The 24,098-nt window shown below is 62.8% G+C and carries 26 protein-coding genes; 4 read left to right on the top strand and 22 right to left on the bottom strand.

Going from position 1 to position 24,098, the window contains the following annotated elements:
- The first annotated feature begins 206 nt into the window (after positions 1-206).
- Positions 207-3,023 carry a winged helix-turn-helix domain-containing protein gene (locus A7D21_RS23975; protein WP_069552856.1) on the top strand — a complete coding sequence of 939 codons (2,817 nt, stop codon included), beginning with the start codon at positions 207-209 and terminating at the stop codon, positions 3,021-3,023.
- Positions 3,024-3,148: 125 nt separating this feature from the next.
- On the opposite strand, the gene A7D21_RS23970 is transcribed toward A7D21_RS23975, so the two are convergent.
- The 14 genes from A7D21_RS23970 to A7D21_RS23905 form a co-directional block, all read right to left on the bottom strand.
- Positions 3,149-3,421 carry a hypothetical protein gene (locus tag A7D21_RS23970; protein WP_069552846.1) on the bottom strand — a complete coding sequence of 91 codons (273 nt, stop codon included), beginning with the start codon at positions 3,419-3,421 and terminating at the stop codon, positions 3,149-3,151.
- A gap of 610 nt (positions 3,422-4,031) precedes the next feature.
- Positions 4,032-5,078 (bottom strand): EscU/YscU/HrcU family type III secretion system export apparatus switch protein, encoded by a 1,047-nt coding sequence (locus tag A7D21_RS23965; RefSeq protein WP_053256854.1) that lies wholly within the window; start codon positions 5,076-5,078, stop codon positions 4,032-4,034.
- 3 nt (positions 5,079-5,081) lie between these two features.
- Positions 5,082-5,894: a type III secretion system export apparatus subunit SctT gene (gene sctT, locus A7D21_RS23960; protein ID WP_053256855.1), complete on the bottom strand. Its 813-nt coding sequence runs from the start codon at positions 5,892-5,894 to the stop codon at positions 5,082-5,084.
- A 6-nt stretch (positions 5,895-5,900) separates the two neighbouring features.
- Positions 5,901-6,170 (bottom strand): type III secretion system export apparatus subunit SctS, encoded by a 270-nt coding sequence (gene sctS / locus A7D21_RS23955; RefSeq protein ID WP_003208314.1) that lies wholly within the window; start codon positions 6,168-6,170, stop codon positions 5,901-5,903.
- 10 nt (positions 6,171-6,180) lie between these two features.
- Complete coding sequence (gene sctR, locus A7D21_RS23950; RefSeq protein ID WP_017137580.1) at positions 6,181-6,834, bottom strand: type III secretion system export apparatus subunit SctR; 654 nt, start codon at positions 6,832-6,834, stop codon at positions 6,181-6,183.
- Positions 6,831-7,832 carry a type III secretion system cytoplasmic ring protein SctQ gene (sctQ, locus tag A7D21_RS23945; RefSeq protein WP_069552845.1) on the bottom strand — a complete coding sequence of 334 codons (1,002 nt, stop codon included), beginning with the start codon at positions 7,830-7,832 and terminating at the stop codon, positions 6,831-6,833. The genes sctR and sctQ overlap by 4 nt, the downstream gene beginning before the upstream one ends.
- Complete coding sequence (locus A7D21_RS23940) at positions 7,829-8,275, bottom strand: hypothetical protein (protein ID WP_053256858.1); 447 nt, start codon at positions 8,273-8,275, stop codon at positions 7,829-7,831. Before A7D21_RS23940 ends, sctQ begins: the two co-directional genes overlap by 4 nt.
- A 16-nt stretch (positions 8,276-8,291) precedes the next feature.
- Positions 8,292-9,614, bottom strand: coding sequence for a FliI/YscN family ATPase (locus A7D21_RS23935; protein WP_069552844.1), 1,323 nt, complete (start codon positions 9,612-9,614; stop codon positions 8,292-8,294).
- Positions 9,611-10,195 (bottom strand): type III secretion system stator protein SctL, encoded by a 585-nt coding sequence (sctL, locus tag A7D21_RS23930; protein WP_069552843.1) that lies wholly within the window; start codon positions 10,193-10,195, stop codon positions 9,611-9,613. The genes A7D21_RS23935 and sctL overlap by 4 nt, the downstream gene beginning before the upstream one ends.
- Positions 10,192-10,806, bottom strand: a complete 615-nt coding sequence (locus tag A7D21_RS23925) for a type III secretion protein (RefSeq protein WP_069552842.1) — start codon at positions 10,804-10,806, stop codon at positions 10,192-10,194. The genes sctL and A7D21_RS23925 overlap by 4 nt, the downstream gene beginning before the upstream one ends.
- The gene (sctJ, locus tag A7D21_RS23920) at positions 10,803-11,585 is read right to left on the bottom strand and encodes a type III secretion system inner membrane ring lipoprotein SctJ (protein WP_069552841.1); all 783 of its coding nucleotides are present in this window, start codon (positions 11,583-11,585) and stop codon (positions 10,803-10,805) included. The genes A7D21_RS23925 and sctJ overlap by 4 nt, the downstream gene beginning before the upstream one ends.
- Before the next feature lie 4 nt (positions 11,586-11,589).
- Complete coding sequence (locus A7D21_RS23915) at positions 11,590-12,024, bottom strand: hypothetical protein (RefSeq protein ID WP_053256863.1); 435 nt, start codon at positions 12,022-12,024, stop codon at positions 11,590-11,592.
- A gap of 9 nt (positions 12,025-12,033) precedes the next feature.
- Positions 12,034-12,276: a hypothetical protein gene (locus A7D21_RS23910; RefSeq protein WP_053256864.1), complete on the bottom strand. Its 243-nt coding sequence runs from the start codon at positions 12,274-12,276 to the stop codon at positions 12,034-12,036.
- Between the two features lie 12 nt (positions 12,277-12,288).
- Entirely contained in the window at positions 12,289-12,861 is a 573-nt protein-coding gene (locus tag A7D21_RS23905) for a hypothetical protein (protein WP_053257994.1), read from the bottom strand.
- 39 nt (positions 12,862-12,900) lie between these two features.
- Between A7D21_RS23905 and A7D21_RS23900 the strand changes: the two genes are divergently transcribed.
- Positions 12,901-13,665 (top strand): tetratricopeptide repeat protein, encoded by a 765-nt coding sequence (locus A7D21_RS23900; RefSeq protein ID WP_053256865.1) that lies wholly within the window; start codon positions 12,901-12,903, stop codon positions 13,663-13,665.
- 143 nt (positions 13,666-13,808) lie between these two features.
- Here the strand turns inward: A7D21_RS23900 and A7D21_RS23895 are convergent, their stop codons facing one another.
- The 8 genes from A7D21_RS23895 to A7D21_RS35890 form a co-directional block, all read right to left on the bottom strand.
- Positions 13,809-14,189, bottom strand: a complete 381-nt coding sequence (locus tag A7D21_RS23895; RefSeq protein WP_069552840.1) for a hypothetical protein — start codon at positions 14,187-14,189, stop codon at positions 13,809-13,811.
- Positions 14,190-14,202: 13 nt separating this feature from the next.
- Positions 14,203-15,483, bottom strand: a complete 1,281-nt coding sequence (locus tag A7D21_RS23890) for a type II and III secretion system protein family protein (protein WP_069552839.1) — start codon at positions 15,481-15,483, stop codon at positions 14,203-14,205.
- Positions 15,480-17,618, bottom strand: a complete 2,139-nt coding sequence (gene sctV / locus A7D21_RS23885) for a type III secretion system export apparatus subunit SctV (protein WP_069552838.1) — start codon at positions 17,616-17,618, stop codon at positions 15,480-15,482. Before sctV ends, A7D21_RS23890 begins: the two co-directional genes overlap by 4 nt.
- Complete coding sequence (locus A7D21_RS23880; RefSeq protein ID WP_053256869.1) at positions 17,615-17,950, bottom strand: lipopolysaccharide assembly protein LapB; 336 nt, start codon at positions 17,948-17,950, stop codon at positions 17,615-17,617. The genes sctV and A7D21_RS23880 overlap by 4 nt, the downstream gene beginning before the upstream one ends.
- The gene (locus A7D21_RS23875; protein WP_053256870.1) at positions 17,950-18,306 is read right to left on the bottom strand and encodes a hypothetical protein; all 357 of its coding nucleotides are present in this window, start codon (positions 18,304-18,306) and stop codon (positions 17,950-17,952) included. Before A7D21_RS23875 ends, A7D21_RS23880 begins: the two co-directional genes overlap by 1 nt.
- Positions 18,303-18,437: a hypothetical protein gene (locus tag A7D21_RS36310; RefSeq protein ID WP_255311486.1), complete on the bottom strand. Its 135-nt coding sequence runs from the start codon at positions 18,435-18,437 to the stop codon at positions 18,303-18,305. Before A7D21_RS36310 ends, A7D21_RS23875 begins: the two co-directional genes overlap by 4 nt.
- 8 nt (positions 18,438-18,445) lie before the next feature.
- On the bottom strand, positions 18,446-19,333 hold the full coding sequence (locus A7D21_RS23870; protein ID WP_069552855.1) for an FHA domain-containing protein: 888 nt from the start codon (positions 19,331-19,333) through the stop codon (positions 18,446-18,448).
- A gap of 100 nt (positions 19,334-19,433) precedes the next feature.
- Positions 19,434-19,595, bottom strand: a complete 162-nt coding sequence (locus tag A7D21_RS35890; protein WP_016969018.1) for a hypothetical protein — start codon at positions 19,593-19,595, stop codon at positions 19,434-19,436.
- Between the two features lie 609 nt (positions 19,596-20,204).
- Here A7D21_RS35890 and A7D21_RS23865 point away from each other — a divergent pair.
- Positions 20,205-23,420, top strand: coding sequence for a type III effector HrpK domain-containing protein (locus tag A7D21_RS23865; RefSeq protein WP_069552837.1), 3,216 nt, complete (start codon positions 20,205-20,207; stop codon positions 23,418-23,420).
- A gap of 70 nt (positions 23,421-23,490) precedes the next feature.
- A complete protein-coding gene (locus tag A7D21_RS23860; RefSeq protein WP_064452931.1) occupies positions 23,491-23,952 on the top strand; it encodes a transcriptional regulator in 462 nt (153 codons plus the stop codon).
- Positions 23,953-24,098 lie beyond the last annotated feature (146 nt).

The following is a 24,098-nucleotide window of genomic DNA, read 5'->3' as shown; positions in this document are numbered from 1 at the left end:
AAATGTTTCAGGGTTGAGACAGTCTCATCCACTGAGACAGGATTCGCGACACACCCATAACAACGAATACGCCCCAAAGGAGGGCGGCTTTTCTGACCCTTTGATCGACATCAACTTTCCAAGACTGCTGCTGCACATCTGTACCCCAAAAAAAGGCGAATGGCCTGATGGTCAATAACAAGCCCGACTATAAAAAGGACGAATTGATGAGCTCGAGCAAGAACCACGCAGTGTCCTATATGGATGCAGACCACCCCACCCCGGCGCCCGCTGAGAGCGTCCTCGGCTTTGGCCCCTTTCTGTTACTGGCAAGACAGCACGTGTTGCTGCGCAACGGTGAGCCCGTGACCCTGGGTAGCCGTGCGCTGTACCTGTTGATTGCGCTGGCGACGCGCGCCGGCGAATTACTGGAAAAAGCCGAGCTGATCGCCTACGCATGGCCCAAGGTGGTCGTCGAGGAATGCAACCTGCGTGCGCAGATCGTCGCCCTGCGCCGGGCACTGGGCGACGATGGCAACTTCAGTTATATCGTCACCGTGCCGGGCCGAGGCTATCGCTTTGTGGCACCGGTCACCGTGCAAACCGCCAGCGAAGAAACCCTGCCGGTCCCCTATGCCCGGGCCGAGGAACTCACGCTGCCGCGGCTGCCCTGCGAAGTGATCGGCCGCGACACGCTGATCGCCAGCCTTGCCGACCAGTTGCTCAGCCAGCGCTTCGTCACCCTCACCGGCCCGGGCGGCATCGGCAAGACCACCGTCGCCCTGGCGGTGGCCCGCGAGTTGGCCCGTGCGTTCACGCTGGACACCTGCTTTGTCGACCTGGCGCCCGCCACCAGCGGGCAATGGGTAGCCGGCATACTCGCCAGCGCCCTGGGCATCCAGACGATCAGCGATAACCCGCTGCACAGCATCGCGGCGACCCTGGCCGACCGCCGTTTGCTGCTGGTGCTGGATAACTGCGAACACGTGTTGCCGGCCGCCGCCGACGCCGTGGAAACCCTGCTGAGCAGCGCCCCACAATGCTACGTGCTGACCACCAGCCGCGAACCGTTGCGCGCCGAAGGCGAACGGGTGCACGACCTGGCGCCGCTGCAAGTGCCTGACGAACAGGCGCGCCTGAGTGCCAGCGAAGCCTTGGCCTGGTCTGGTGTGCGCCTGTTTGTGGAACGCGTGCGCGCCCTCGACCCCGGCTTTGAGTTCAACGATGCTGATGTGTCGGCAGTCAGCGCCATCTGTCGCAAACTCGACAGCAATGCGCTGGCCATCGAGATCGCCGCCGCACGGGTACGCACCTTTGGCATTCAGGATCTGGTCGGCCTGCTCGACGGCAGCTTTCGGCTGCAAATGACCGGCCGGCGCACTGCCCTCGCCCGTCACCGGTCCCTCAGCGCCACACTGGACTGGACCTACTCGATGCTCAGTGGCGACGAACAGGCCATGTTGCGCCAACTGGCGGTGTTTACCGGCTGCTTCACCCTCGATGCGGTCAAGGCCATGACGGCCGACAGCAGCCTGGACCCACGCAACGCCCTGCCGTTGCTCGAAAGCCTGATGGACAAGTCATTGCTGATCGCCGGTCAATCGCAGTTGCTCAAGCGCTATCGCCTGCTGGAAACCACCCGCGCCTATGCCCTGGAAAAACTCGCCGGACAGGGCGAGGTCAATGCCACCAGCCTGCGCCACGCGCGGTATGCCCTCGGCATGTTGCAGGAAGCCGGGCAGACCCTGGATGGCCTGTCGCCGGAAACCTGGGTCGCCCTCTACGGCCCCGAAAACAGCACCATCCGCTCGGCCCTGGACTGGGCCTATTCACCCAACGGCGACCTGCCCCTGGCAATCGAACTGACCCTGGGCGGAGTGCCGCTGTGGCTGCGTCTGTCGCTGGTCAGCGAATGCCGCACCTGGGTCGCCAAGGGCCTGGCGAGCAACGCCATCACCCCATTGCCGCTGCGCCAACGCATGTTGCTGCACACGGCTCTGGCCAGTGTGCTGATGCTGACTTACGGCACCGGTGGGGAGATGCGCGAAGCCTGGCGCCAGGTTCGTGATGACGCCCGCGACCTCGGCGACGCCGAACACAAAATGCGCGCCTTGTGGGGGCTGTGGACCGACCGCTGTGGCTGCAACCAATATGCCGAAGCCTTGGAGCTGGCCGAGCGATATTTGGCCTTGAACAGCAGCGGTAACCAGCAATTGCTCGGCAAACGCATGCGCGCCGTGGCGCTGTTTCATATGGGCGACCTGCAGGGCGCGCGACAGAATATCGACGAAGCCCTCGGCTCACCGTCGGCACCGCGCTCGCACATCATCGACGTGCATTTTGACCAGCGCATCGCCGCCCGTTGCCTCAAGGCCAAGGTGCAACTGCTCGAAGGCGAGGTCGACCCGGCACTGCGCCTGATCGGCGCCTGCGTCGACGAAGCGGTCTCACTCGACCACCCGGCAACCCTTTGGTACACCCTGTGCCTGGGCGCGATTCCCCTGGCCCTGCTTACGTCCAACCTGCCGAAAATGCGTTACTACCTGGGCCTGCTGCAAGACAGCACCACCTGCCAGGACCTGCATATCTGGCGGCAATTTCGCCGCTGCTTCGAAAGCATCCTGCTGATCCGCCAAGGTTCGCCGGAAGAAGGCGTGCCGCAATTGGGCGAGGCGCTGCACCATCTGCAAGGCCAGGGCGACAGCCAGCTCCATAGCCTGCTGCGCTCTGAATACGCGCTGGGCCTGGCGCGGCTGGGCCTGGAGCAACTTGCCCTGGAAGTACTGGAAGACACACTGCAAGTGGCTGTCGGCCGCCAAGAGTGTTGGTTTGTACCGCAAATACTGCGGATCAAGGCGCAACTGACCCTGCGCCAGGGCGACTGCGGTTCAGAGGACAAGGCCAAGGTCCTGCTGCGCCAAGCCTGGGTGGATGCACAACTGGCGGGCGCGCACTTCTGGCGCGCACAGATTGCAACCGACCTGGCACGCCTGCAGGAACCCAAATTGAGGATTGCTTCGTTACCTCGGTTTCAACATCGCTAGGGGTCTAAATTTGGAATGACTACTGTGGTGAGCGGGCTTCCCCCGCGCTGGGCTGCGAAGCGGCCCTGAAAGGCACATTGATCGCCCCCCAAAAAGGAGGCGATCTGTACATCTAAGAAACCCGTTTAGCGCGGATACTCAATTTCCATCGCCCTGGCTTCCAATACTTTCCAGATTGCATAGCCGTCTTGCGCCAACAACGAAGCCGTTTGAACAAAATGAGTCAGATCTTCGATATCGATTGTCTTGAGATCCATACACGCCAGACTTTCGATAGCGTCTTTCGCGGCACGCATTCTCTCCCCTGCAACCGCGTGTAAGTCACAAAGAGATGCTTGAGAATTGATGAATAGCACCGGGTGTTCACTTGCACTGATTTGAAGCGGGATATATGACATTGGCGATACTCCACTGAGGTAGGGGAGCTGCCACTTTTGCGACCAAACAAAGGGTGACAGCTGTACGCAGGTTGGTCGACCGGGCCTCAGTGATACCCGGCACACCCGAAGGCGTCCCGCGCACAGCTGCCATAACACGAAAGTGTGGGCGAAAAAAAACGCCGACTTTCGAAGGATGGCGCCTGTGCGCACTGAGGTTTCAGGCGACCAAGCCTGAGTCGTTGAATTGGCAACGACGAGGCGAATCATAAGTGGCGTACCTGGCGGATGCAACTGATGGCATCGAATGAAATTGAGTGACCTCGTAGATGATGAGCTACAACCTCCATCTGATCTTATTGGGGCTGCTGCGCAGCCCGGCGCGGGGCAAGCCCTAATGCCGGTCAGTTAAGCGCAGATCCCCTGTGGGAGCGGCGGTGCGACGATTCGACTTGCTCGCGAAAGCGGTGGGTCAGTTAACATCAATGTTTTCTGGGCCGACGTCTTCGCGGGCAAGCCCGCTCCCACATTTGATCTTCGCTGCATTGAGCATTTCGTTCGCTTAACTGACTGGCATTAGGGCAAGCCCGCACATCACAATAAGTCATTCCACGGTTTGATTCAGGTTGGCTCAGATCAGGCGCGCAGCCACAAGCCAATCGGCCACGGCCTGGAATGAGGCATCCGGCACGGGGTCGCCGGGTACGGCTTTCCTGGCGATAGCCGCCGCCAGGGACTTGTCCGGCGCATGGGGAATCCCCAGATCGTAGGCCTCCTGCAACATCAACAAGGCCTCTTCCGGTGATGCGCGACACACGATCACCGGCACCGGCGTTTCCCCGCGGACATAGCGCACGCCAATCACCCAGCCATCGGTGGTGCCGATCATCATCGACGCCCGGCTCAACCCCAGCTTGGTGGCCAGCGCCTGCATTTCATTGCGTTGGCGCCGCCGTTCGCTCTTGATCAGCGGGTCGCCGTCGATGTCTTTGCGCTCGCGCTTGGTTTCGCTGCGGGTCATCTTCATGTCGCGTCCGAACAGCCAGCGCTGCATCAGCACGTCCACGGCGCCCACCGTGAGAAACGCGCACAGCACCGTGAACACCAGCGGTTTGAGCACCAGGAAAAACGTCGACTCCATACACTCGGCACCACAGCGTGACGACTCCATCAGCGCCTGTAACGCGTGCTTGCCGACCACGTAAAACGCGATCGCCAATACATGCACCTTGACCAGCCCCTTGAGGAACTCCACCAGGTTGCGCAAGGCGAAGATCTTCTTCATGCCCTCCGCCGGGTTGATGCGTTTGAACTCGGGCTTGATCGGGTCCACCGAAAACACAAAGCCGCGCATGGTGATGAGGTTGGTCAGGATCACCACGCCGGTGGTCACCGCCATCACCGGCAGCGTGATCCCGATGATCAGTTGTTCGGCATGGTCGAGCACCCGGGGCCACACCGTGGCGAAGGGTTCGATGTAGATGCGCGCGGTCAGGTCAATCAGCGCCGTGACCTGCGCCATGGCCCGGGGCGCAAGGATGGAGATGCACAAGGTGCAGAACAGAATGACCATGCCCGACACCAGGTCCTGGCTCTTGGCGACCTGGCCTTTCTTGCGGGCGTCGTTGAGCTTTTTGTCCGTGGCCGGCTGGGATTTCTCTTCGCTGGTGTCGGCCATCAGCTACTCCATGCCTGCCAGGGTTTTGAGCAATTCGACGGTGCCGCGAAACGCCGCCAACTGGTCGAGCATCAACGGGATCAGGAAGCCGATATAGATCACCATCAGGATCGAAAAAAACAGGTTTTTCACCGGCAACGACAAATCGAAAATGTGCAGGTTCGGCGCCATCCGCGACAGGTAGGCAAGCATCAAGTCAGTAATCAGCAGCGAGATCAGCAACGGGGAAACCATCAGCACGCCAACACGCATGATCTGGTCGAGGATCGACAGCACCGCCAGCAGTGCCGAGCTGGCAAATACCGGGGTAAACGCGGTCACCGGCCACAACTGGTAGCTGTGGTAATAACCGTCGACCATCAGGATAAAACCGCCGGACATGAAAAACAGCGTGATCAGCATCACCGTCAACAGGGTCGACATCACACTCGATTCGCCGGTTGAAAGCGGGTCCACCAACTGCGCCATGGTCGAGCCGCGCTGCAGGTCGATCAGCTCCCCCGCCACCTCTGCCGCCCAGAACGGAATGCCGAACAACAGCCCGATCAGAATGCCGATCAAAAATTCCTTGATCAGCAACCCGGCGATGAACACGCTGCCATGTTCGGGCATCGCGGTGAGTGCTTCGAACACCGGGAAGAACATCGGGATGGAAATGGCCACGGCCACACAGCCACGAATCATCCCGGTGAGGCCCAGGCGGTTGAAGGCCGGGGTAATCACCACCACGCCCATGGCCCGGCAGGCGGCCAGCGAGGCGGCGCTGATCACCGGGTAGGCGACTTCCAGGAACTGCGCGGTAAGGCTGGCATCCATGGGCGGTCAGCGTGTCCACAACGGGAAATTGTCGAGCACCTGGCTCCCCAACTCCGCCACTTGCCCGGCCAAAACCGGGCCCAGGAACACGATGGTCAACAGGACCGCCACCAGCTTCACCACCTGCGGCAGGGTCTGGTCCTGGATCTGCGTCAGTGCCTGGAACAGCCCCACGCTCAAGCCCACGATAATCGCCACCCCCAGCGCGGGCGCCGAGAGCATCAGCACAGTCATCAGCGCCTGTTTCATCAATGACAGGAAAACATCCTGGCCCATGGGTCGTGCCTCAGCCGTAACTCAAAATCAAACCGTGCATCAAGCGCGACCAGCCACTCAGCGACACGAATAAAAAAATCTTCAAGGGGATCGAAATCAAGTTCGGCGAGACCATCGACATGCCCATGGCCATCAGCACGTTGGACACCAGCAAGTCCACCACCAAAAACGGGATGTACAGCAAAAAGCCGATCTCGAAGGCGCGCGTGAGTTCCGAACTGACAAACGCCGGGATCAGCACTACCAGGTCGTCATCGCGCAGGTCGGCACGCGCCTCAGGCGACCAGATCGTTTCCGTAGCCTGCACAAAAAAGCCACGCTCGGACTCATTCGCGAAGCGCTTGAGGTGCGCCTGCAACGGCGGGCGCAGGGCATCGCCCAAGTCCTTGAGTTGCTCCACATGCTCGATGTTGAGATCGCGGCCCTCCACCTGCCGGTACATATCGCCGATCAAGGGCGTAGTCACGTACACCGAAAGAATCAGCGCAATGCCGTACAACACCAAGTTTGGCGGAGTCTGCTGCACGCCGAGGGCGTTGCGGATCAGGAACAACACCACCGAGATCTTCATGAAACCGGTGAGCGTCACCACCGCCAACGGGATCAACCCGATCGTCGCAACGACCAGGATAATCTCGATCAGATTCGGCTGATAACCGGTCATGGAGTGGCAAAACTCAGCAGCCGCACACCCAGGCCGTCACCGATTTTTACCAGTTGCCCCTGGCCGACGCGGCGCCCGTTAACCATCAGGTCAACGCTGTCCACGTCGGGCGTATTGAGCTGCAACAGGCTGCCCGCGCCCAGCTCACGCAATTGCGCCAGGGTCAGTTCCAGGCTGCCGACCTGGCACACCAATTTGAGCGGCAGGTCATCCAGGGCCGCAGCAGCATCAACCTCAGTCATCGTGTTCTCCATGTCCAAAAGGGGCGTTGTCAATTCTTCCTGCACACGCAAGGCTTCACCGTGGTATTGGCAGCGGGCCTGCAGGCGCCCGTCCAGGTCGAGCAACAAGCCCGAGCCTGGCTCAAGCATCAGCACATCGCCGGGGCGCAAACTGCGCAGCTCACCCAAGGTCAGCGACTGCCGCCCGGCGACCAGCGCCAGGGTCTGGCGCAGGTTGGGCAATGGGTCCGGTTCAGGCTGGACATATTGGTCGAGCAACTGCGCGATGAGCACGGCGGCGCCTTCGCTCAGATCGAGGTGCGCGCTCATGGCCGGCTGATTGCCAAAGGTCAGCTCAAGCGACAGGCGCACGGCGTAATCTCGCTGCCCGTCGGTGGCCGCCAGGAGCTGCACCGCATGACCGAGCAGCGGCTCGAGGCGCTCGATCAAGTCGAGCACCGCCAATTCCAGTAACAACGCGCGTGGCAACGAGGGCAGCAACTGCACATCGAACTGCAGCGCCAACGGCACCAGCGCCTGCTCCACCGCAGCGGCCGAGAGGCGCAGGCGCGCCGGGGCGCGGCCGAGCAATAGCGGCACCTCGCACGGGCTACTGACGGTGGCGGTGGCGGCGGCCCAGCTCACCCGCAGGTCTTGCCCGGCGCATCGGCCCTGCCAGGCGCGACGGCGTCGGTGCAGTTGGTTATGCAGGGTGAGCAAGGCCGGGTCGTAGTGCGTCAGCCACGGCGCCAATGGAACGGCAAGGGCTGCGATCATGTGCCAATGCCTTCGTCACGCAATTCGCCAAGGCGGCGCTCAGCGCGTTCACGGCCGTCGAGCAGGCTTTGCCAGGCGTCGGATTGACGCTGGCGGTTCAGGCGCTCCTGGCGAAACAGATCACGCTCGCGCTCCTGGCTGTGCAAGGTGGTGGACACGTGGGTCACGTCGTTTTCCAGTTGCTGCTGGTCATCCGACAGGCCGCGCAAACGCTCCTGGGCCGCCTGCCAACTGGCCACCGACAAGCCCTCGGTGAGGGACGCGTACACTTGACGGGCTTCCTCGGCGATGGCTTCACGGTGCCGGCGCAAGTGCTCCTTGGCGTCGGTCAATACGCCATGGGTGTGCGCGCAGCGCTGCTGCTGGGCAGCCAACTGGCTGGCGGCCCGTTGTTCGCGCAGCACCCGCAAGGTTTGCAGGGTGCGCAGTTGGTCGGTTTTCATTGGGTTCGCTCCTGTGTCATGCCAATACCTGGCGCATGCGGATCAAGGTGTGTTCCAGGCTGCTGGGTTCATCCGCGTTCTGGCGCAGGAAGGCTTCGATAGCGGCGTGGCGAGCGATGGCTTCATCGGCCAACGGGTCGCTGCCGGCAGCGTATTCGCCCACGCGGATCAGCATTTCGATTTCGCCGTAGCGCGCCATCAGCTCACGAATACGCATGGCCAGGCGTTTGTGTTCCTCTGCGGCAACTTGCTCCATCAAGCGGCTGCGGCTGCGCAATACGTCGACGGCCGGGAAGTAGTTACGCTGGGCCAGTTCGGCGCTGAGGGCGATGTGCCCGTCGAGAATCGAGCGGGCTTCCTCGGCCACCGGGTCACTGGCGGCATCACCTTCGGTGAGCACGGTGTACAACGCGGTGATGCTGCCGGTGGGGCCGGGGCCGGCGCGTTCCAGCAGGCGCGGCAAGATCGAGAAAAACGACGGCGGGTACCCGCGACGGGTCGGTGGTTCGCCCACGGCCAAGCCAATTTCGCGCTGGGCGCGGGCAAAACGCGTCAGGCTGTCCATCAACAGCAACACGTTGCGGCCCTGGTCGCGGTGATATTCAGCCAGGGCCGTAGCGACAAATGCAGCCCGCACACGCTCGGCCGCCGGGCGATCAGAGGTGGCAACCACCGCCACCGTGCGCGCGCGCGCCGGGGCATCGAGTTGCACGTCGAGCAGTTCACGCACTTCCCTGCCCCGCTCGCCGATCAAGCCAATCACGATCACGTCGGCTTCGCTGTTGCGGATGATGCTGGCGAGCAACGATGACTTGCCCACCCCAGGCTCACCGAAGATGCCCATGCGCTGGCCCTGGGCCAGGGTCAGCAAGCCGTCGATGGCGCGAATGCCCAGGGCCATGGAGCGCACGATCAGTTGCCGGGAAAACGGTGCCGGCGGTTCGGCGTGCAATGGGTAATGGTGCAAGGCCAGGGTCGGCGGTGTGCCGTCGCCGTCGAGGAACTCGCCCATCGGGCTGATCACTCGACCGAGCTGCGCGTCACCGACGGCCACACCCAGGGCCTCGCCGGTGGCGGTGATTTGCGTGCGCGTGGACAGGCCCTCCATGGAGCCGATGGGGGAAAGAATCGCCTCGTCGCCCTCAAAGCCAATCACCTCGGCACTCAGGCTGCGGCCACTGACCGGGTCGCGCAGTTGGCACAATTCACCGATGCTTGCCCCGGCGACACTGGCGCGCAACAGCACACCCCGAATGCTCAACACCGTGCCGTGCATTGGCCGCAGGCGTGTCTGGTTGAGGCGCTCGGTCAGGCGTGGCAGCAGTTTCGCCAGGTTCATGCCACACCTTCTTCGGCAAACGGCAGCAGGCTGCGGCGCAGGGTTTGCAATTGGGCTTCGACACCCAGTTCAACCGAGCCCGCCGGGCTGCTCAGGCGAGCCTGGCCGGCACCCAGTTGTTCATCTGCCGCCACGGCAATCACCAGGCCTTCGCGCGTGAGGCGTTGGCGCAAGGCGTCGACCTCGGCAGGCGGCACCCAGAGGGTCAAGGCCTGGTCCTGGCGAAACGCGCTCAAGGCCTGACGCGTACACCGCGTTAGACGCTCAGCATTGTCCAGCTCGCCGAGCACTTCGCGCACGATGCCTAAAGCCAGGTCGGCCAGCGACGCCTCCAGGCTGCTCAAGTACTGCTGCACCTGGGATTGGGTCTGCACCAGCAACTGCGCAACGTGCTCGGCGCCCTCTTGCCGCGCGCTTTCAAAGCCCTCGGCGCGGGCGGCTTGCAGCCACTGGTCACTGTCGGCCTTGATCTGCTCCGCCTGCGCTTTGGCAGCCTGCAGAAACGCAAAACCATCGCTCCACAACGCAGCGTCTTCAGCGCGCAAAATGCGCGCCGTGGGGCGGCTCGGTAATTCACTCATGGTGTGATGTCCTCGGCCAGCAGGCACGCGGCGGCGGCCTGGACGATCTCCAGGTCACGCGGCAACCGCGCGCTGTAGCCCTTGGGGAAGTCGAAACGCAAACGCAGCCAACCCCGCCAATCGGCGTGCTGGGCGTGCAGCCACGCGGCAACACAGCCGTGGCCGTCACGGTCGATTGCCTCGATCAGTTCGGCAGGTTCACGCAGCAAATCCGCGGCGCCGCCGAGTTGGCGCAAGGCCAGGGCCTGAACGAAGACCTCCGCGCCCAAGCCTTCACGCAACGCCTGGACCACGTCGCGGCGGATCTCGCGGCTCAAGGTCGCGCCATGCCAGATCGCACCGCACAACCTCGGCAAACGGGCAAATTGCGCAGGCGACAGCAGCAACACCGGCAGATCACTCACTGGCGGGGTGGCCAACTGTGCGAGGGGCGCCAGTTGGTAATGGCTGACCAGCAACTGCTCCAGGCGCGGGCGAAAACGCGGCTGGCCCTGCAGGGCGTGCAGCACGTCATCCGGCAAATCAGCCGCAAAGCACGCGCCCAGGCTGGGGCCACGCACAAACTGCAAAGGCTCGGCGATCAACCCTTGCCAGCGCGCCAACACGCTCATTCACCCTCCTTGAGCACATACAACGCCTGGGACTGGCGCCGCGCCCAATGCTGACGGGCCAGTACCCCGAGGGCACCCAGGGCGATCAGCAGCAAACTGCCAAATATAAAACGTGCCTGGGGCAGGTTGTCTTCCAGCAGCCACAAGCCCATGAAGCGCGCCAGCCGTGGTTGCGCCGGGTTCTGGCTGATGGCGACGGCGGCTTTGATCGCGGTCACCGAGACGCCTTCGTAACTCAGGCCGGAAATACCATTGGCAACCAGCGTCTTGATCTGCGGGATCAGCGTGTTGATGTCGGTGCCCGGGTCGTACCGCACCAGCACCGAGGCCGAAGACGGTGAAATCACGCGCTTGAGCAAGTCATTGTCCGGCAGCACCACGTGCACACGGGCGGCGACAATGCCGTCGATCTGCGACACCGAGTGCGACAGTTCTTCGCTCAGGGCGTAAATCATCTGCGCCCGCTCCTGCACCGGCGAGGACACCAGGCCATTGCCCTTGAACACCTCGCCCATATTGGAAAAGCTCTGTTGCGGCAGACCGGCGTTGTCGAGCAGCGTCATCGCTTCGGCGAAGCGCTCCTCGTCGACCACCACTTTGAGCTGGCCGTTGTCCTGGGTCTTGCGCTCCGCCGGAATCCCACCGCGCAGCAGCACCGCGACCATGGCGTTGGCATCGCGTTCGCTGAGGTTGGTATAGAGGTCGGTGTTGCACGCTTGCAGCAGGCTGGCGAGCAGGCCGATCAGCAACAGACGCAGTGCGCGGTTTGGGCTTGGCATGGTGTTATTGCCCCTTGAGCAACGTGTTGGCGGAACCGGAAATCTGCGTCGCACCGCGCACCACCATCTGGGTTTCGATGGAGTAGTCGAACATCTTGCCCAGGGAATGGACGATCTGATCGACCTGTTGCTCGCCGACCTTTTTCCCCGGCTCAGCGGACGGTGAAGCACTCGCAGTGCGGATCTCAGCCGAAGCGGGCGGCGGTGCCGACGGGTTGTTGGTGAGCAGGTCGGCACGCTCGGAGAAGGCCCGCGTACGGTCGATGAAACTGTTCATACGCTCCATCAGGCCCGAGCCGATCTGGTGCGGGCTCGCGCCCTCGGGCATGCCTTTGGCGGTGTTTGCCATGTGCTCGAACAGGTTCTGCGAGGCCCCGGCGGGCCCCGCACCGGCGGACGGCGGCAAGGCCGTAGCGCCGGCGGCGAGACTGATAGTCATAGGGGCTTCCTACTCTTCGTCGTCATCGGACATGGCGTCGTTCAGCAGTTCCTGCATCTTCGGCATGATGATGAACTGGCCGCCGATCGTGACGGCCTGGGTGATCAACGCATCGTTGAACTTGGCGTCGTCCGCGTCGGTGCTATCTGCCGGTTTATCCGCCGCCTTGGCGTTATCCACTGCGGCGTTGAACTTGGCTTCAGGGCTGACGCCACCGGGGGCGAGGTTGCTGTCTACGGCCGTTACGGACATGGTGCTGCTCCTTTACTGGGTTGGGGTTTCGGTACTGACTTGCGCGCCGCGAAACACCCGCACACCGCGCTCGCGCGCCATCGGGGGGGCCACGGCCGTGGGTTGCAGGTGATCCACATGCTGTTGCACCAGCGCCAGGTACGGCGGCGGGCCGGTCACGAAGACTTCATCGCCCTCGGGGCCGTTGCGCATCGACAGTTGCTGGCCGAATACGTCGAGGGTATTGAGATAGGCCTGCAACTGGTCGAGGTTCAGCGCACTGGCCTTGAACAGTTTGGTGCTGATCTCGTCGCTGCTGTTGAGGTACAGAAGGTGGCCGTCGAAGTACCAGGTGAGGCCGTTGGTGCTGCACAGCGTCTGCAAAAATTCACCGGCGGTGGCGGCGCGAAGAGTGCTGCGGGCCTTGCCGCGCACCTTCTCCGAGAGCACCACAGGCACGTCCAAGTTGTGGCCGAATTCTTCCAGCGCGCTGCGCACATCCTGATCGACCAGCACGTAGGCATAGGGTGTGGAAAACCATTCAGGCTCTTCGCCAGCGTGGGCAAAACCGGCGCTGAACAGCCATAGGAGCGCCAGCAAAAATATGCTTACATGGCCTGCGCCTTCGCCCGACGAGTTGTGACGATGACCAAGAATTTTCTGCTTGCCAGTACCCTGCTGCTGGCTGCCTGTTCCAGCAAACCTGCGACCGATTCCGACAAGTCCCTGCAACTGGCCAATGACCTGAGCAAGCGCGGCGACTATGCCAGCGCCGCTGCGTTGTACGAGCGCGCCACCCAGCAACCGGGAGCCGGTATCGACGTGTGGCTCAAGCTCGGCCAGGCCAGGCTTGACGCCAAGGACGCACTCGGCGCCGAGCGCGCTTACCAGCAAGCGCTGGGCCTGGACGCCCACAACGCCGACGCCCTGCTCGGTCTCGGCACTGCGCAGTTGCAGTTGGGCAAAACCCAACGCGCCGTGACTGCGTTGGGCCAGGCTGCCGACATCAACCACCTGCCCGTCGCCTACACGCGCCTGGGCATCGCCCAGGTCCTGAATGGCCAGGCCACGGCGGCACAAACCGCTTTCGCGAAAAGCCTCAGCCTGCAACCCGACGACCTCGACAACCGCTGCAACCTGGCCCTGGCCTACGCCCTCGGCGGGCAGTCGCAACAGGCGCTGGACACCATCGCCCCCGTCACCCAGTCGCCCCGCGCCCTGCCCCGGCATCAGCGCAATGAGCTGCTGGTGATGGTGCTGGCGGGGTATGAGCAAAAGGTTGCCGGACTGCCGTTGGACGATATTCCCGCCGCCGAGCGCGGGCGATTGGTGATCGAAGCCAAGCGCATCAAAGCGATCAGTGATCCGGTGGCGCAGGCCAGGGAACTGGGGCTGGTTGACCCGCGCTGAGACACGACCGGCCGGTGGTTGATCGGGGTTTGGTTGTGCTTTTAATCCTGGGCGCCCGGTTAAACCACGCGGGCCAAACGCAGGCCTGAATCCGTGACCTTCGCCAGCACGCCCGCGCTCACCGGACATCGGGCCGCGCGCAATCATTGCTGACCTCCGGTGGCGCCGGCCTTGGCTTCCTGCTGATCCTTGCGCCGCTGCAACTGCTCACGATCAAACCCTTCGATGTACACCTGCGCCGCACGCCCCACCGGCGCGGCCATGGCAGGCCCCGTGGCGCGGCCCTGGTTCAGGTCCTGCTTGCGCTCGACCATCTGCAGCAAATTCAAATTGTTCGCACAGCCCAACGGCAGGGTCGGTTTGAAATCCTCATCCAGCCCGATCGCATCCTTGGCCGCCGGTTGCTGGCACTGAGTCGGCCAACCATCCGCCTGGTAGTGCGGCGAGTAATACACCGGCGCCAAGTGGGTCTGGCAGCCCATCAGTGCCAGGGGCAACAACATCAACAGACGAAAAGCAGTCATGGCAGGCCCCTTATCAATTCATGTAGAAACCGAACGCCCCGCCGCTGCGCGGTCCGGTGGCCGCTGCAGTAGCCGGTTGTGCGTCCAGGGGCGTGGCGAGCGTGCGACCGCGCACCGGCTCCACCAGGTAGGGGGTAATCAGGATCACCAACTCGGTTTCATTGCGCTGAAAGCGCTTGGAGCGGAACAGGTTGCCGAGGATCGGCAAGTCACCCAACAGCGGCAGTTTCTCGATGTCCTGGCTGCTTTGACGCTGGAACAGCCCGGCAATCGCAAAGGTCTGCCCACTGCCGACTTCCACGCGCGTATCGGCACGGCGCACGCTGAAGGACGGCACATGGAAGTTGCCGAAATCCACGGTGCCGCCGCTGACCACACTGCTGACTTCCGGGCGCACTTGCAGGGCGATACGACCGTTGGGCAGCAAGGTCGGGTTGAACAGCAGCGACACGCCGAATGACTTGTACTCGATGCCCACCAGGTCGCGGTTGACCGGCACCGGGATCGCCACTTCACCACCGGCGAGGAAGCTGGCGGTCTGGCCGGTCATGGCAGTGATGTTGGGTTCGGCGAGGATCTGCAAAATGCCGTTGGCCTGCAGCGCATCAAGCATGCCGTCGATATTCACATTGCCCGAGCCGCTGCCTGCCGTCGCCAAGCCCCCGGCAGTCGCCGCCGCCAACGGCCCCCCGGTGATCAGGCCGAAGGAAAACGTGCCGTTATTGAACATCGCGTTCCAGTTCACGCCGTAGTGCAGCAGTTCGGAACGGGACACTTCGGCAAAGCGCACACGCAGGTTCACTTGGGCTGCGCCGGCGTATTCGGTGGTGTTGATCGCACTCTGAAAGCCTTGGCCCTGCGGGTTGAGCAGCGCGTTCAGGTCAGTCGCTTCGGCCACCGAACCAAGCGTGCCGTTGGCGATCAGGCGGTTGCCGGCGCCGGTAATGCGCGCGCCGTTGCCGGGGTGCAACGCCTGCATCGGCGTGGTCACCGCCTGGGTGCCGCTGCTGACGGACAAGGTCAGGCTGGCCAATTGTTTGCCGTCGTTGCCGAGGGCGATCAGGCTGGTATTGCCCGGCGCCTTGCCGAAGATATACAGCGTACCGGGCGACACCACCTGCAGGTCGGCCACATTCGGCTCGGCCACCAGTACCGAATCCACCGGCGCGGCAAAGTGCAAAATCCGCCCCTCACCGGACGCCAGGTTGATCGAGCCACCGGCGCCATTGGCAATTTCCTGGGCCTGGCTGGCACACGAGATCAAAGCGAGCAACAACACACAAAAACGCATCATGAGGCAGACGCCAGGGAAGTGACGGAGGCCGTGGCAGGCGCACGGCGGTTCGAGATATCGGTAAGGCTGATGGTCACCAACGCTTGCAGGTTGTATTCGGTGGCCAGTTCGCGGAACGACAGCACCGCCAGTTCCAGTTCGCCGCGCAGCACCAGCCGGCGCAGGCTGCGGCGCAGCTCCGGGTGCACCAGCAACACCGCACTGTTCACCTCACGGGTGCTGTCGCAGGCCTGGCGCAGTTGGGCGAGCAAGGCACGACTGAGGTCTTCGGGGATCAATTCGCGCTGGGCCTCCTGGCGGCGCAGGGACGCGCGCAGCTGGTCTTCCAGCCCCGGCGCCAGCACCAGCGCGCCGATCACGCGATTGCGGTCGGCGTAGTGATGGCTGATCTGCCGCGCCAATGCCGCACGCAAGTGTTCGGCCAGGCGCCCGGCGTCGGTTTCGCGCGCGCCCCACTCCACCATGGCTTCAAGCAAGGCGCGCTGGTTGCGGATCGACACGCCTTCACCGACCAGCAGGCGCAAGGTTTCGGCAACCCGCTGCAACGGCACCAGGCGCAACGCTTCTTTCACCAGTTCGCCGTAAGTGGCTTCGGTGCGCTCCAGCAACAGACGGGTTTCCTGGATGCCGAGGAAGTCGGCGGCATAGCGGCGCAAGCTACGTTCCAGCACACCGCGCAACACCTCATCGGGCAGCAGGAAACCAATCCCGGCGTTGCGCAAGGTCTCTTCGTGCTGGCGCTCGATCCAATGCGCGCTGCGACCGTTGAGTGGCGAGTCGGCGAGCACGGTGGCGATGTCCAGCAGTTGCACATGCACCGGATCGTCCTGCAACAGCAGGCAGTTGATCGGCAGTTCGCCTTCGCTGACCGGCACACCTTCCAGGGAGACGCGGTAACTGCCCGGCGTGGCCTTGGCCTCCATGTAGATGCCCGGCACCGGCACGTCCACGCCGAGGTCGGTGCGCAGCTCGTGGCACAGCGCTTCGACCCGCTGGCGCAGCAACTGGCGGGGCGCGCTCTGGGACACGCCACTGCCGAGGGTCAGCAGCACGAGGGTCTCGGGGAGCAGGTTGTCGTCCAGTTCGGCCTGGGCTTCGACCAGCGGTTCCGGCGTCTCGACCAACGTTTCCAACTCGCCTTGAGGCTGGCGGGTATGCCGGCGATACATCACGAACGCCGCACCGCCAAAGGCTGCGGACAACCCGAGAAACACCCAGGTGGGGAAGCCCGGCAACAGGCTGACGCCAATCATGATCAACGCGGTCAGGCCCAGTGCGCGATAGCTGGCACCCAGTTGCTTGATGATCTCGCTGCCCAAGTCACCGGCTTCACCGTCGCTGTTGACGCGGGTGACCACGGTGCCTGCCGCCACGGAAATCAACAGCGCCGGAATCTGTGCGATCAGGCCGTCGCCCACTGTCAGCAGCGAATAGGTGTGCACCGCCACGCCGAAGGGCATGTCGCGTTCGATCATGCCGATCAGCATGCCACCCAGCAGGTTGACCGCGAGAATCACCAGACCGGCGATGGCATCGCCCTTGACGAACTTCATCGCGCCGTCCATTGCGCCGAACATCTGGCTTTCACGCTCCAGGCGCGAGCGCCGGCGGCGGGCTTCGGCCTGGTCGATATCGCCATTGCGCAGGTCGTTGTCGATGCTCATCTGTTTGCCGGGCATGGCATCCAGGGTGAAACGCGCGGCCACTTCCGCCACACGCTCGGCGCCCTTGGTGATGACCACGAACTGCGCCACGGTAATGATCAGGAACACCACCATACCGACCACCACCTGGCCGGCGATCACAAAGTCACCGAAGGCCTTGACGATATGCCCGGCATCGCCGTGCAGCAGGATCAAGCGCGTGGTGGTGATGGACAACGACAAGCGAAACAGCGTGCTGAGCAGGATCAGCGGCGGCAGCGCGGAGAACTCCACAGAGTGGCCGATGTAGAAGGCGACGATGAGAATCAGGATGCTCAAGGCAATGTTGAGGCCGATCAGCATGTCCACCAGGTAGGTGGGCAGCGGGATGATCATCATCACAATCGCCATCAGCATGAACGCGACGATGATCACGTCGGTGCGCTGCGCGGCCATACGCGCCAGGTTATTCAGGCGGTTGAGTGCACTCATGCGCCGGCCCTGCGTGCGGCCAGGTAGCGTTTGAAACACTGACGCGCGTCGTCCTTGCGCTCGCCGTACCACAGCGCACGAGCGCGCAGCAGCAACAGGCTGGCAGACTCGCCTTCGAGCGCCACCAGGCGGTCCAGCGCACTCAGCGCTCGGCTAGCGTCGCCGCTGTCGGTAAACGCCAGCACCAGCGAGCGCAGCAACACGCCGTCATGGGGCGCGACACTGACCGCAATCAGCAACATCACCAACGCACGTTGCGACTGGCCATTGCGCCGGTACAGCTCGCCAATGCCCTTGAGCAGTTGCACAGCGTCGTGGTTATCGCGGGCCATCAGGCATGTACCTCCGAGCGTTGCTGTTCGAGGCTGCGGCGCATGTCGATCTCTTCGCCGATCAGCTCGTGGGCCAGTTGTTTAATGGCCGGCTCCGCGTCCAGCGTCGGCAGGATGTGTTCCATCACGTGTTCGAGCAGTTGCAGGGAACGGGCGCTGCCGAACAGCAACGAATCAACTCCGGCGGCGCTGGTCAGCGCTTCGAGGTCACTGCGCAGGGAACGCCGGGTCTGGGTTTTGCGCGTCTTGAGGACCGCTTCGAAGGCGGTGGCCTGGCGTGAATTGACCGGGCGAACAGCCTCGACCGGCGCGCTGCGCACATCACTGGGAATCAACGGGCGGGGTTCGACTTTCATGCGTGGGCCTGCGTGAGGAAGTGGGCACGGTCAAGGGTGGCGATGTCGGTCGGCCAACCCCCACCGCGGCGGGCTGTACCGGCACCCGCGCAGGCCAGCCCGCGCCGACCGTTGGCGTGCGTGCATTGCATAGATCGACTCATAAGGTGAAGGTAAAGCGTTCCTCGCCACGGGCGAGAATCACTTGGTTGTTCTCGATGCGCTCCAGCACCCAGTTGTCCGCGAGCGCTGCGCCGGGGTACAGGCGTTTGCCGCTGTCGTTGATCACATAGGGGTTGGTGCCGAACCATACGGCCTGGAAACGCACCCGTGGCCGCGCGGCATCGGCACGCACGGTGACGCGAGGATTGAGCACGATCTGCTGGCCATAACGCTGGTCGAAGGCTTGTTGCAGCGCCAGCCATTGCGGTTTTTGTGACTGTTCGAAACTGCCGACGGCACTCAGTTGGCCATTACTGCTGCTGACCTTTACCGCATCCAGATGCGCCGCTTGCAGTTGCTGCTCCAGCCAGGCCTTGGCCTGCGCGTGGGACGGCGTTTGCACAACCGGAGCCTCGACGATGGCTGCCGAGCGCGTCGGCGGCGAGTCATTGCGAAAAGCCAGCGCTGCGGCGCAGAGAAACAGCAGCGCGATTGCGACAATCCACGGCGCAAATGTACGGCGTGCACGGGCAGGTTTTTCCGCCCCTTCAGGCACTGCCAAACGCACGCCTACCGTGCCGATACGCAGCTGCAAAGGCAGGCGCGCGCGATGGCCGCTGCCCTGGGGAATGCACACGTTCGCGCCGAACAGCACGTCGCCACCCAACGCTTCAATCGCGACCTGGCCGCCTTCAAAAAAACGCAGGCGCAGGTGCAGGCCGGCAATTGCGGGGTCGCTGAGTACCAGGTCGGCCGCGAGGTCCGCGCCAAGGGTGTAGACAGGCTGGTCGAGCACCAGGGAACTGCCCTGGTGCAAACCGCTGGTCACCGTCAGGGTCGGTGCACCCATACCGGCGACCGGGCCCATGGAAATCAAGGCTGTCATTTTCGGGTTTGCCCCCTTGAGCATGTGCAACGGGGTCAAGAATCAGGATAACTGCGGGCCAGAAGTAAACGGGCAGCGCCGGCGCCGCCCGTTTGGCGAATCAGTTCTGCGGACGCTGTTTGGTGGCGTCGAGCTCCGCTTTTTTGGCGGTGCTGATTTCAGTGATTTTTGCCGACTTTTCGATAGCCATGTTGAAGGTCGCTTCCATCTTCGCGATAGCGTCGTCGGCGCCGCCTGCTTTTACTGGTGGGACATCAGCCATGTTCATCTCCTTGCAGTGATAGGGAAGTTATTCAGTTGCGCATCAGCACGCTGAAAGTATGCAAACCGGATGAACGCCCAAAACGTCAGACAGTGAGCTTTCGAACCGTCGTTGGTTTGCATGGGGGCCATACTACTCACGATCAAAACGCCTTCGCTGTGAAAGCTTGTGAAACGTTTCAGATACCGGGTGTGAACGGTTTGGCTCAACCTGGCGTTGAGAAAAACTCATCCCCGTTTCGCCGTGGAACTTTTAACGAAAAGCCCAAACACCGCCAATACCCAGTGTTTACAGGGGATTGCGCACCTGAACTCGAATATGGCTGAACACTAAGCCGCTCTTTCCCACCCTATAAACGAGCGGTTCATCACGGCATCTGCATTTTTTTCGTATCGACTTCACATTTTTCACTACTAGCCTTTTGCCCAACTTCGCAGATATTTCCATTTGTAACAAAAGCGACTTGCTCATCGCGTTTGATAGCTCGGCGTGAGCGACCTTCAATGCCCGCGAACAACTAGTGATGTGCGCGTAATTAGTACAGTTGCACTAATAGCCGAAAGCCTTAGTGCGCGGGCTTTAATATATGAAACAACTTCCAGGTGTTCTATGACTGCGATTCCGAGTGGCCTTGATCCGGCCGAAAGCAAGGGCACGGACGGCCCCCAGAAAAAATTCGAAACCGCGCTGTTCACGGCCGTCAACCAACCTGCCTTCGAACCCTCCAAAATCCGTGGCCCGTCGATTCCCCTGCCCTATCAGAATGTGCAGGCACCGGCGAACAACAGCATCACCTACACACCGCTGGGCAGCGACAAGCCGGTCACCCTCAAGCAAAGCGATAACCCGCGTCTCTACCAGACGCTGGTTGACCAGTACAACGCCCAGCAGAGCGATGCGAACCTGGAAAAGAACCTCGCCGCGAGCAAAGCGGCCGGCTACATCGAGGCCGACGCCAGCACCGTGGCGCCAGGCCTGGGCAACTACAAGGCGATCGGCAGCACGACGGAACTGGGCCCCGGGCTGATCCGCTACGAAACCTCTTCCGGCGACAGAATTGTGGTCAGCCAGAAAGAAACCCCGGGGCTGTTCGCCCAGGTCAGCGGCGACTCGGCCAAGCTGTTTGCAATCAATGCCAGCCAGGCTGAAGGCTACCGTTTGGCCAGCCCCAACGAGACCCTGGACCCGGCCGCCAACGTCGGCCCTCCCGAAGAAGTCGGGCCCGGCCTGATTCGCTATAACACCGCCTCCGGCGACAAGGTGATCGTGTCCCAGGACATTACTCCCGCGCTCTATGACCAAATGGCCAAGTTGTACGCCGGGACCACCGGCGCGGCGGGTGCTGCAGACACCTCGTGGATCGACAACTCGTCGTTCGGTGTGTCCGGCGCCAGGGACTGGGACACCCTCACCGGCAACACCAGCGGCACGCCCACCAAAGAAGAACTGGACCTGAACCGCCCCCGCGCCGCCGCGCAATTGCTCTCGCAGAATTGGGACGCGTGGGGCCTGCACGGTGCGCCCATCGACTTCGCCAACCCGCCCACCACCTTGCCACCCGAAGCCCAGGCGGTACTCAAGTACGTAGCCAGCAGCCCAAACCTGATGGCGGCGCTGGACAGCGGCGGTCGCGGTAAAGCCGACAATGTCATCACCCACGCCGACGTCGACCACTTCATCAGCAACACCAAGAGCGACATCGGTGCCGCGTCGAAAGCCTATGGCACATTCATGGGCAGCCATCCAGGCGACCTGGCCAAAGCCAACGCCAAGTCCACCGCCATCGTGATGGCTAACGAAAGCCTGGTGGCCAGCTCCGGCACCGCCATGCGCCCGGGCGATCAACAGCGCAGCAACGACGGCATGATTCGCCCCGACAACCTCGAGGCACTGGGCAGCGATTCGGCCCTGAGCAACGAGCTGACGGGTGCCGCCGCCATGTGGTCGAAACCCGGCATGTTCCACGCCCTCGAAACCGGCGGCGACAACCCGGCCACCGGCAAATCCGACGCCGTTGGCACCCGCGACAATATCGGTGCCTGGCTGGAAAAACAGGCGCCGAAAACCGACAGCGACACGCTGACCTTCCTTGACAGCGCCGCCACCCGCGATGCCGTCGCCGGTGTGGACACCTCCACGCTGACCGCCGACATCCTGGCCAACCCGCAAAACTACACGGGCGCACAGAAAGCCGCGGTGCTGGTGCAACTGAGCGATGCGCAGACGCGCCTGTTGGTCAGCGACTATGTGCCCAACGCAGGCTTGATGGACAAGTACACCTCGCCTCACTACGGCCTGAACCCCAACGAAGACAAGATCAAGGCGCAGTTGCAAAGCGGCATTGAGACCCTGTCGGCGGACCCGGACGTCCAGGCGTTCCTGCAGAACAACCGTGGCCCTGCGCTGAGCGATATCGTCGGCAGCGATCCGACCCTGAAAGTCGCCATGCAAAATTACTTTGCCGATGGCATTGAGTCAGGCAAAAACCTCAACGATAACCTCAACGCCAAGGACCAGAACGGCAAGCAGATCGACATGGGCATTGGCCTGCAAAACGCTGCCAACGACGCGACCATCGCCAACCTGGCGCTGGGCGGCAATGGCCATGTCGACTTGACCAAAGTCGCCGCCAACGCAGGGCAAAGCGACGCGATCCAAAGCTACTACAAGAACGAACTGGTGACCGGCAAAGCCTTCACCGACGCCGTGGCCGCCGGCATGGACCCGACCGTCGCAGCCAGCAGTTTCGCCGCAAGCACCGCGTCGGCCCAGGCGTTCCTCGGTGACAAGGCGACGGCGGATGAGGCGGCGACCTTGCAGGTCAACTTCAACGAAAACCTCAGCGATGCGCTGCTCGGTGGTGCCACCACCGATACGCTTAACGTCACGCTCGGCGATGGCAACGGCAACTTTGACGAAGCCAAAGTCACCGCCGCGATCAACGATGCCCAGCAAAAAGATCCGCAGATGTTCGTAACCTCCGACGGCGGCAAGATTGACCCGGCGCAAGTGGTCTCGATGCTGCGTTCGGTATGGGACATCGGCCGCCAGGGCAACAAGATCGCCGACGCCTTGCCGAAAGCCATCGAAGGCATGAAGTTCGGCGATGTCAGCCCGGCATTCAAACAGGGCCTGCTGCACATCGGCAGTGCGGTGTTGATGAGCGGCGTGCTGATGGCGCGTTCGGCCAGCGGCAGCACCACCCCGGTGGCGGATGCCAACCGCGTGTCGGCCGGCTTGCAATTTGCCGGGCTGTTGCTCGAAGGCGGTACCAAATACGCCAAGGAAGCCGGCTATGGCATCACGTGGGTCAACCGCCCGGACGGCGGCACCCTCGGCGATTTCCCCGGCAAGGTGCCGGTGGGCAAGGGCCCGCTGTCACCGCAGCAGATCGCCAATATCGGCGCGGCGGGCAAGATCATCGGGTCGGCGGGCGGCATCATCGGCGGAGTAATCGGGATTATCGGCGGTGTCGACTCGCTGAAAAAAGGTGATTACCTCACCGGCAGTTTTTCGGTCGCCACCGGTGTACTCGGCACGGGCGCAGCCGTGGCGGGCCTGGTGGAAGCCGGTGCCGGTTTGTATGGTGCCACGGAAATCGGCGCGGTGGCGGGCACCCTCAGCGGCATTCTCGGCGGCGCCACGGCGATTCTCGGCGGTATCGGCAGTGCGTTTTTGCCGTTCGCGCTGGCCGATGCCCACGGCAAGGCGCAAGACGCATTTTACGGGCAGCTGGCCCCGGTGCTGCAGCAATACGGCTTGACCGGCGGCCCGACCATGGAGGGCGATTACCCGGCAGACCCGATCCCTGCCATCAACACCTGACCCTTCCCGGCAGCTCGGGGTGAAAAGGAGCCACGCCGAGCTGTGATTCCCACGCATAAAGGTAAAAGACATGACGTATTCGACTCGCAGCCACCTCACCGATGACGCCTCGTTCGAGATCCACTTCGGCCCGTTCCAACTGCTGCCCCAACGTCATCTGCTGCTCAAGCACGGGCAACCCGTGGCGCTGGGCAGCCGCGCCCTGACCCTGCTGATCGCCCTCGCCTCACGGCCTGGGGAACTGCTGGAAAAAAACCGATTGCTCGGTATCGCCTGGCCGAAAACGGTGGTGGAGGAATGCAACCTGCGCACACAGATCAAGACCCTGCGCCGCGCACTCGGCGACGACGAGTCTGTCTACATCGCTACGGCGCCCGGCCAGGGTTACCGCTTTGTCGCCCCCACCTGGGTCCAACGTGCGCACGTCGACGTGGCGAAGGAGCCCGTCGTACTCGGGGTCTATGGCTGCCGACACTGCCGAGGTGCCGGGATGATGCCGCAGTTTGCTCAGATAAGCCTGCAGAACAGCTGATCGGGCCGGCTCATGCCGTGGGAAAAACAGGCCGTTGATGATTCACGCCGGTGGTGACAACCCAAGCCTTTGGGAGCTGGCGGTGAGCGACGGGTGTGTGACGTGATCTGACCTCAATCAATCAGCCACCCAGGTCAACTGTGGGA

Origin of the sequence: Pseudomonas sp. AP19, from assembly GCF_001728855.1 — a bacterium.
Taxonomy (GTDB): Bacteria; Pseudomonadota; Gammaproteobacteria; order Pseudomonadales; family Pseudomonadaceae; genus Aquipseudomonas; species Aquipseudomonas fluorescens.
This window is presented reverse-complemented; position numbering and strand designations above follow the sequence as displayed.

Coding starts and splice junctions, on each gene's coding strand:
- A7D21_RS23975 (WP_069552856.1), top strand. CDS start 207: ATGAGCTCGAGCAAGAACCACGCAGTGTCCTATATGGATGCAGACCAC.
- A7D21_RS23940 (WP_053256858.1), bottom strand. CDS start 8,275: ATGAAAACCGACCAACTGCGCACCCTGCAAACCTTGCGGGTGCTGCGC.
- sctV (WP_069552838.1), bottom strand. CDS start 17,618: ATGAGTGCACTCAACCGCCTGAATAACCTGGCGCGTATGGCCGCGCAG.
- A7D21_RS23865 (WP_069552837.1), top strand. CDS start 20,205: ATGACTGCGATTCCGAGTGGCCTTGATCCGGCCGAAAGCAAGGGCACG.
- sctJ (WP_069552841.1), bottom strand. CDS start 11,585: ATGCCAAGCCCAAACCGCGCACTGCGTCTGTTGCTGATCGGCCTGCTC.
- A7D21_RS23915 (WP_053256863.1), bottom strand. CDS start 12,024: ATGACTATCAGTCTCGCCGCCGGCGCTACGGCCTTGCCGCCGTCCGCC.
- sctR (WP_017137580.1), bottom strand. CDS start 6,834: ATGACCGGTTATCAGCCGAATCTGATCGAGATTATCCTGGTCGTTGCG.
- A7D21_RS23880 (WP_053256869.1), bottom strand. CDS start 17,950: ATGGCCCGCGATAACCACGACGCTGTGCAACTGCTCAAGGGCATTGGC.
- sctT (WP_053256855.1), bottom strand. CDS start 5,894: ATGGATGCCAGCCTTACCGCGCAGTTCCTGGAAGTCGCCTACCCGGTG.
- A7D21_RS36310 (WP_255311486.1), bottom strand. CDS start 18,437: ATGCAATGCACGCACGCCAACGGTCGGCGCGGGCTGGCCTGCGCGGGT.
- sctS (WP_003208314.1), bottom strand. CDS start 6,170: ATGGGCCAGGATGTTTTCCTGTCATTGATGAAACAGGCGCTGATGACT.
- A7D21_RS23935 (WP_069552844.1), bottom strand. CDS start 9,614: ATGAACCTGGCGAAACTGCTGCCACGCCTGACCGAGCGCCTCAACCAG.
- A7D21_RS23910 (WP_053256864.1), bottom strand. CDS start 12,276: ATGTCCGTAACGGCCGTAGACAGCAACCTCGCCCCCGGTGGCGTCAGC.
- A7D21_RS23890 (WP_069552839.1), bottom strand. CDS start 15,483: ATGATGCGTTTTTGTGTGTTGTTGCTCGCTTTGATCTCGTGTGCCAGC.
- A7D21_RS23870 (WP_069552855.1), bottom strand. CDS start 19,333: ATGACAGCCTTGATTTCCATGGGCCCGGTCGCCGGTATGGGTGCACCG.
- A7D21_RS23875 (WP_053256870.1), bottom strand. CDS start 18,306: ATGAAAGTCGAACCCCGCCCGTTGATTCCCAGTGATGTGCGCAGCGCG.
- A7D21_RS35890 (WP_016969018.1), bottom strand. CDS start 19,595: ATGGCTGATGTCCCACCAGTAAAAGCAGGCGGCGCCGACGACGCTATC.
- A7D21_RS23895 (WP_069552840.1), bottom strand. CDS start 14,189: ATGACTGCTTTTCGTCTGTTGATGTTGTTGCCCCTGGCACTGATGGGC.
- A7D21_RS23925 (WP_069552842.1), bottom strand. CDS start 10,806: ATGAGCGTGTTGGCGCGCTGGCAAGGGTTGATCGCCGAGCCTTTGCAG.
- A7D21_RS23900 (WP_053256865.1), top strand. CDS start 12,901: ATGACCAAGAATTTTCTGCTTGCCAGTACCCTGCTGCTGGCTGCCTGT.
- sctQ (WP_069552845.1), bottom strand. CDS start 7,832: ATGATCGCAGCCCTTGCCGTTCCATTGGCGCCGTGGCTGACGCACTAC.
- A7D21_RS23970 (WP_069552846.1), bottom strand. CDS start 3,421: ATGTCATATATCCCGCTTCAAATCAGTGCAAGTGAACACCCGGTGCTA.
- A7D21_RS23860 (WP_064452931.1), top strand. CDS start 23,491: ATGACGTATTCGACTCGCAGCCACCTCACCGATGACGCCTCGTTCGAG.
- sctL (WP_069552843.1), bottom strand. CDS start 10,195: ATGAGTGAATTACCGAGCCGCCCCACGGCGCGCATTTTGCGCGCTGAA.
- A7D21_RS23965 (WP_053256854.1), bottom strand. CDS start 5,078: ATGGCCGACACCAGCGAAGAGAAATCCCAGCCGGCCACGGACAAAAAG.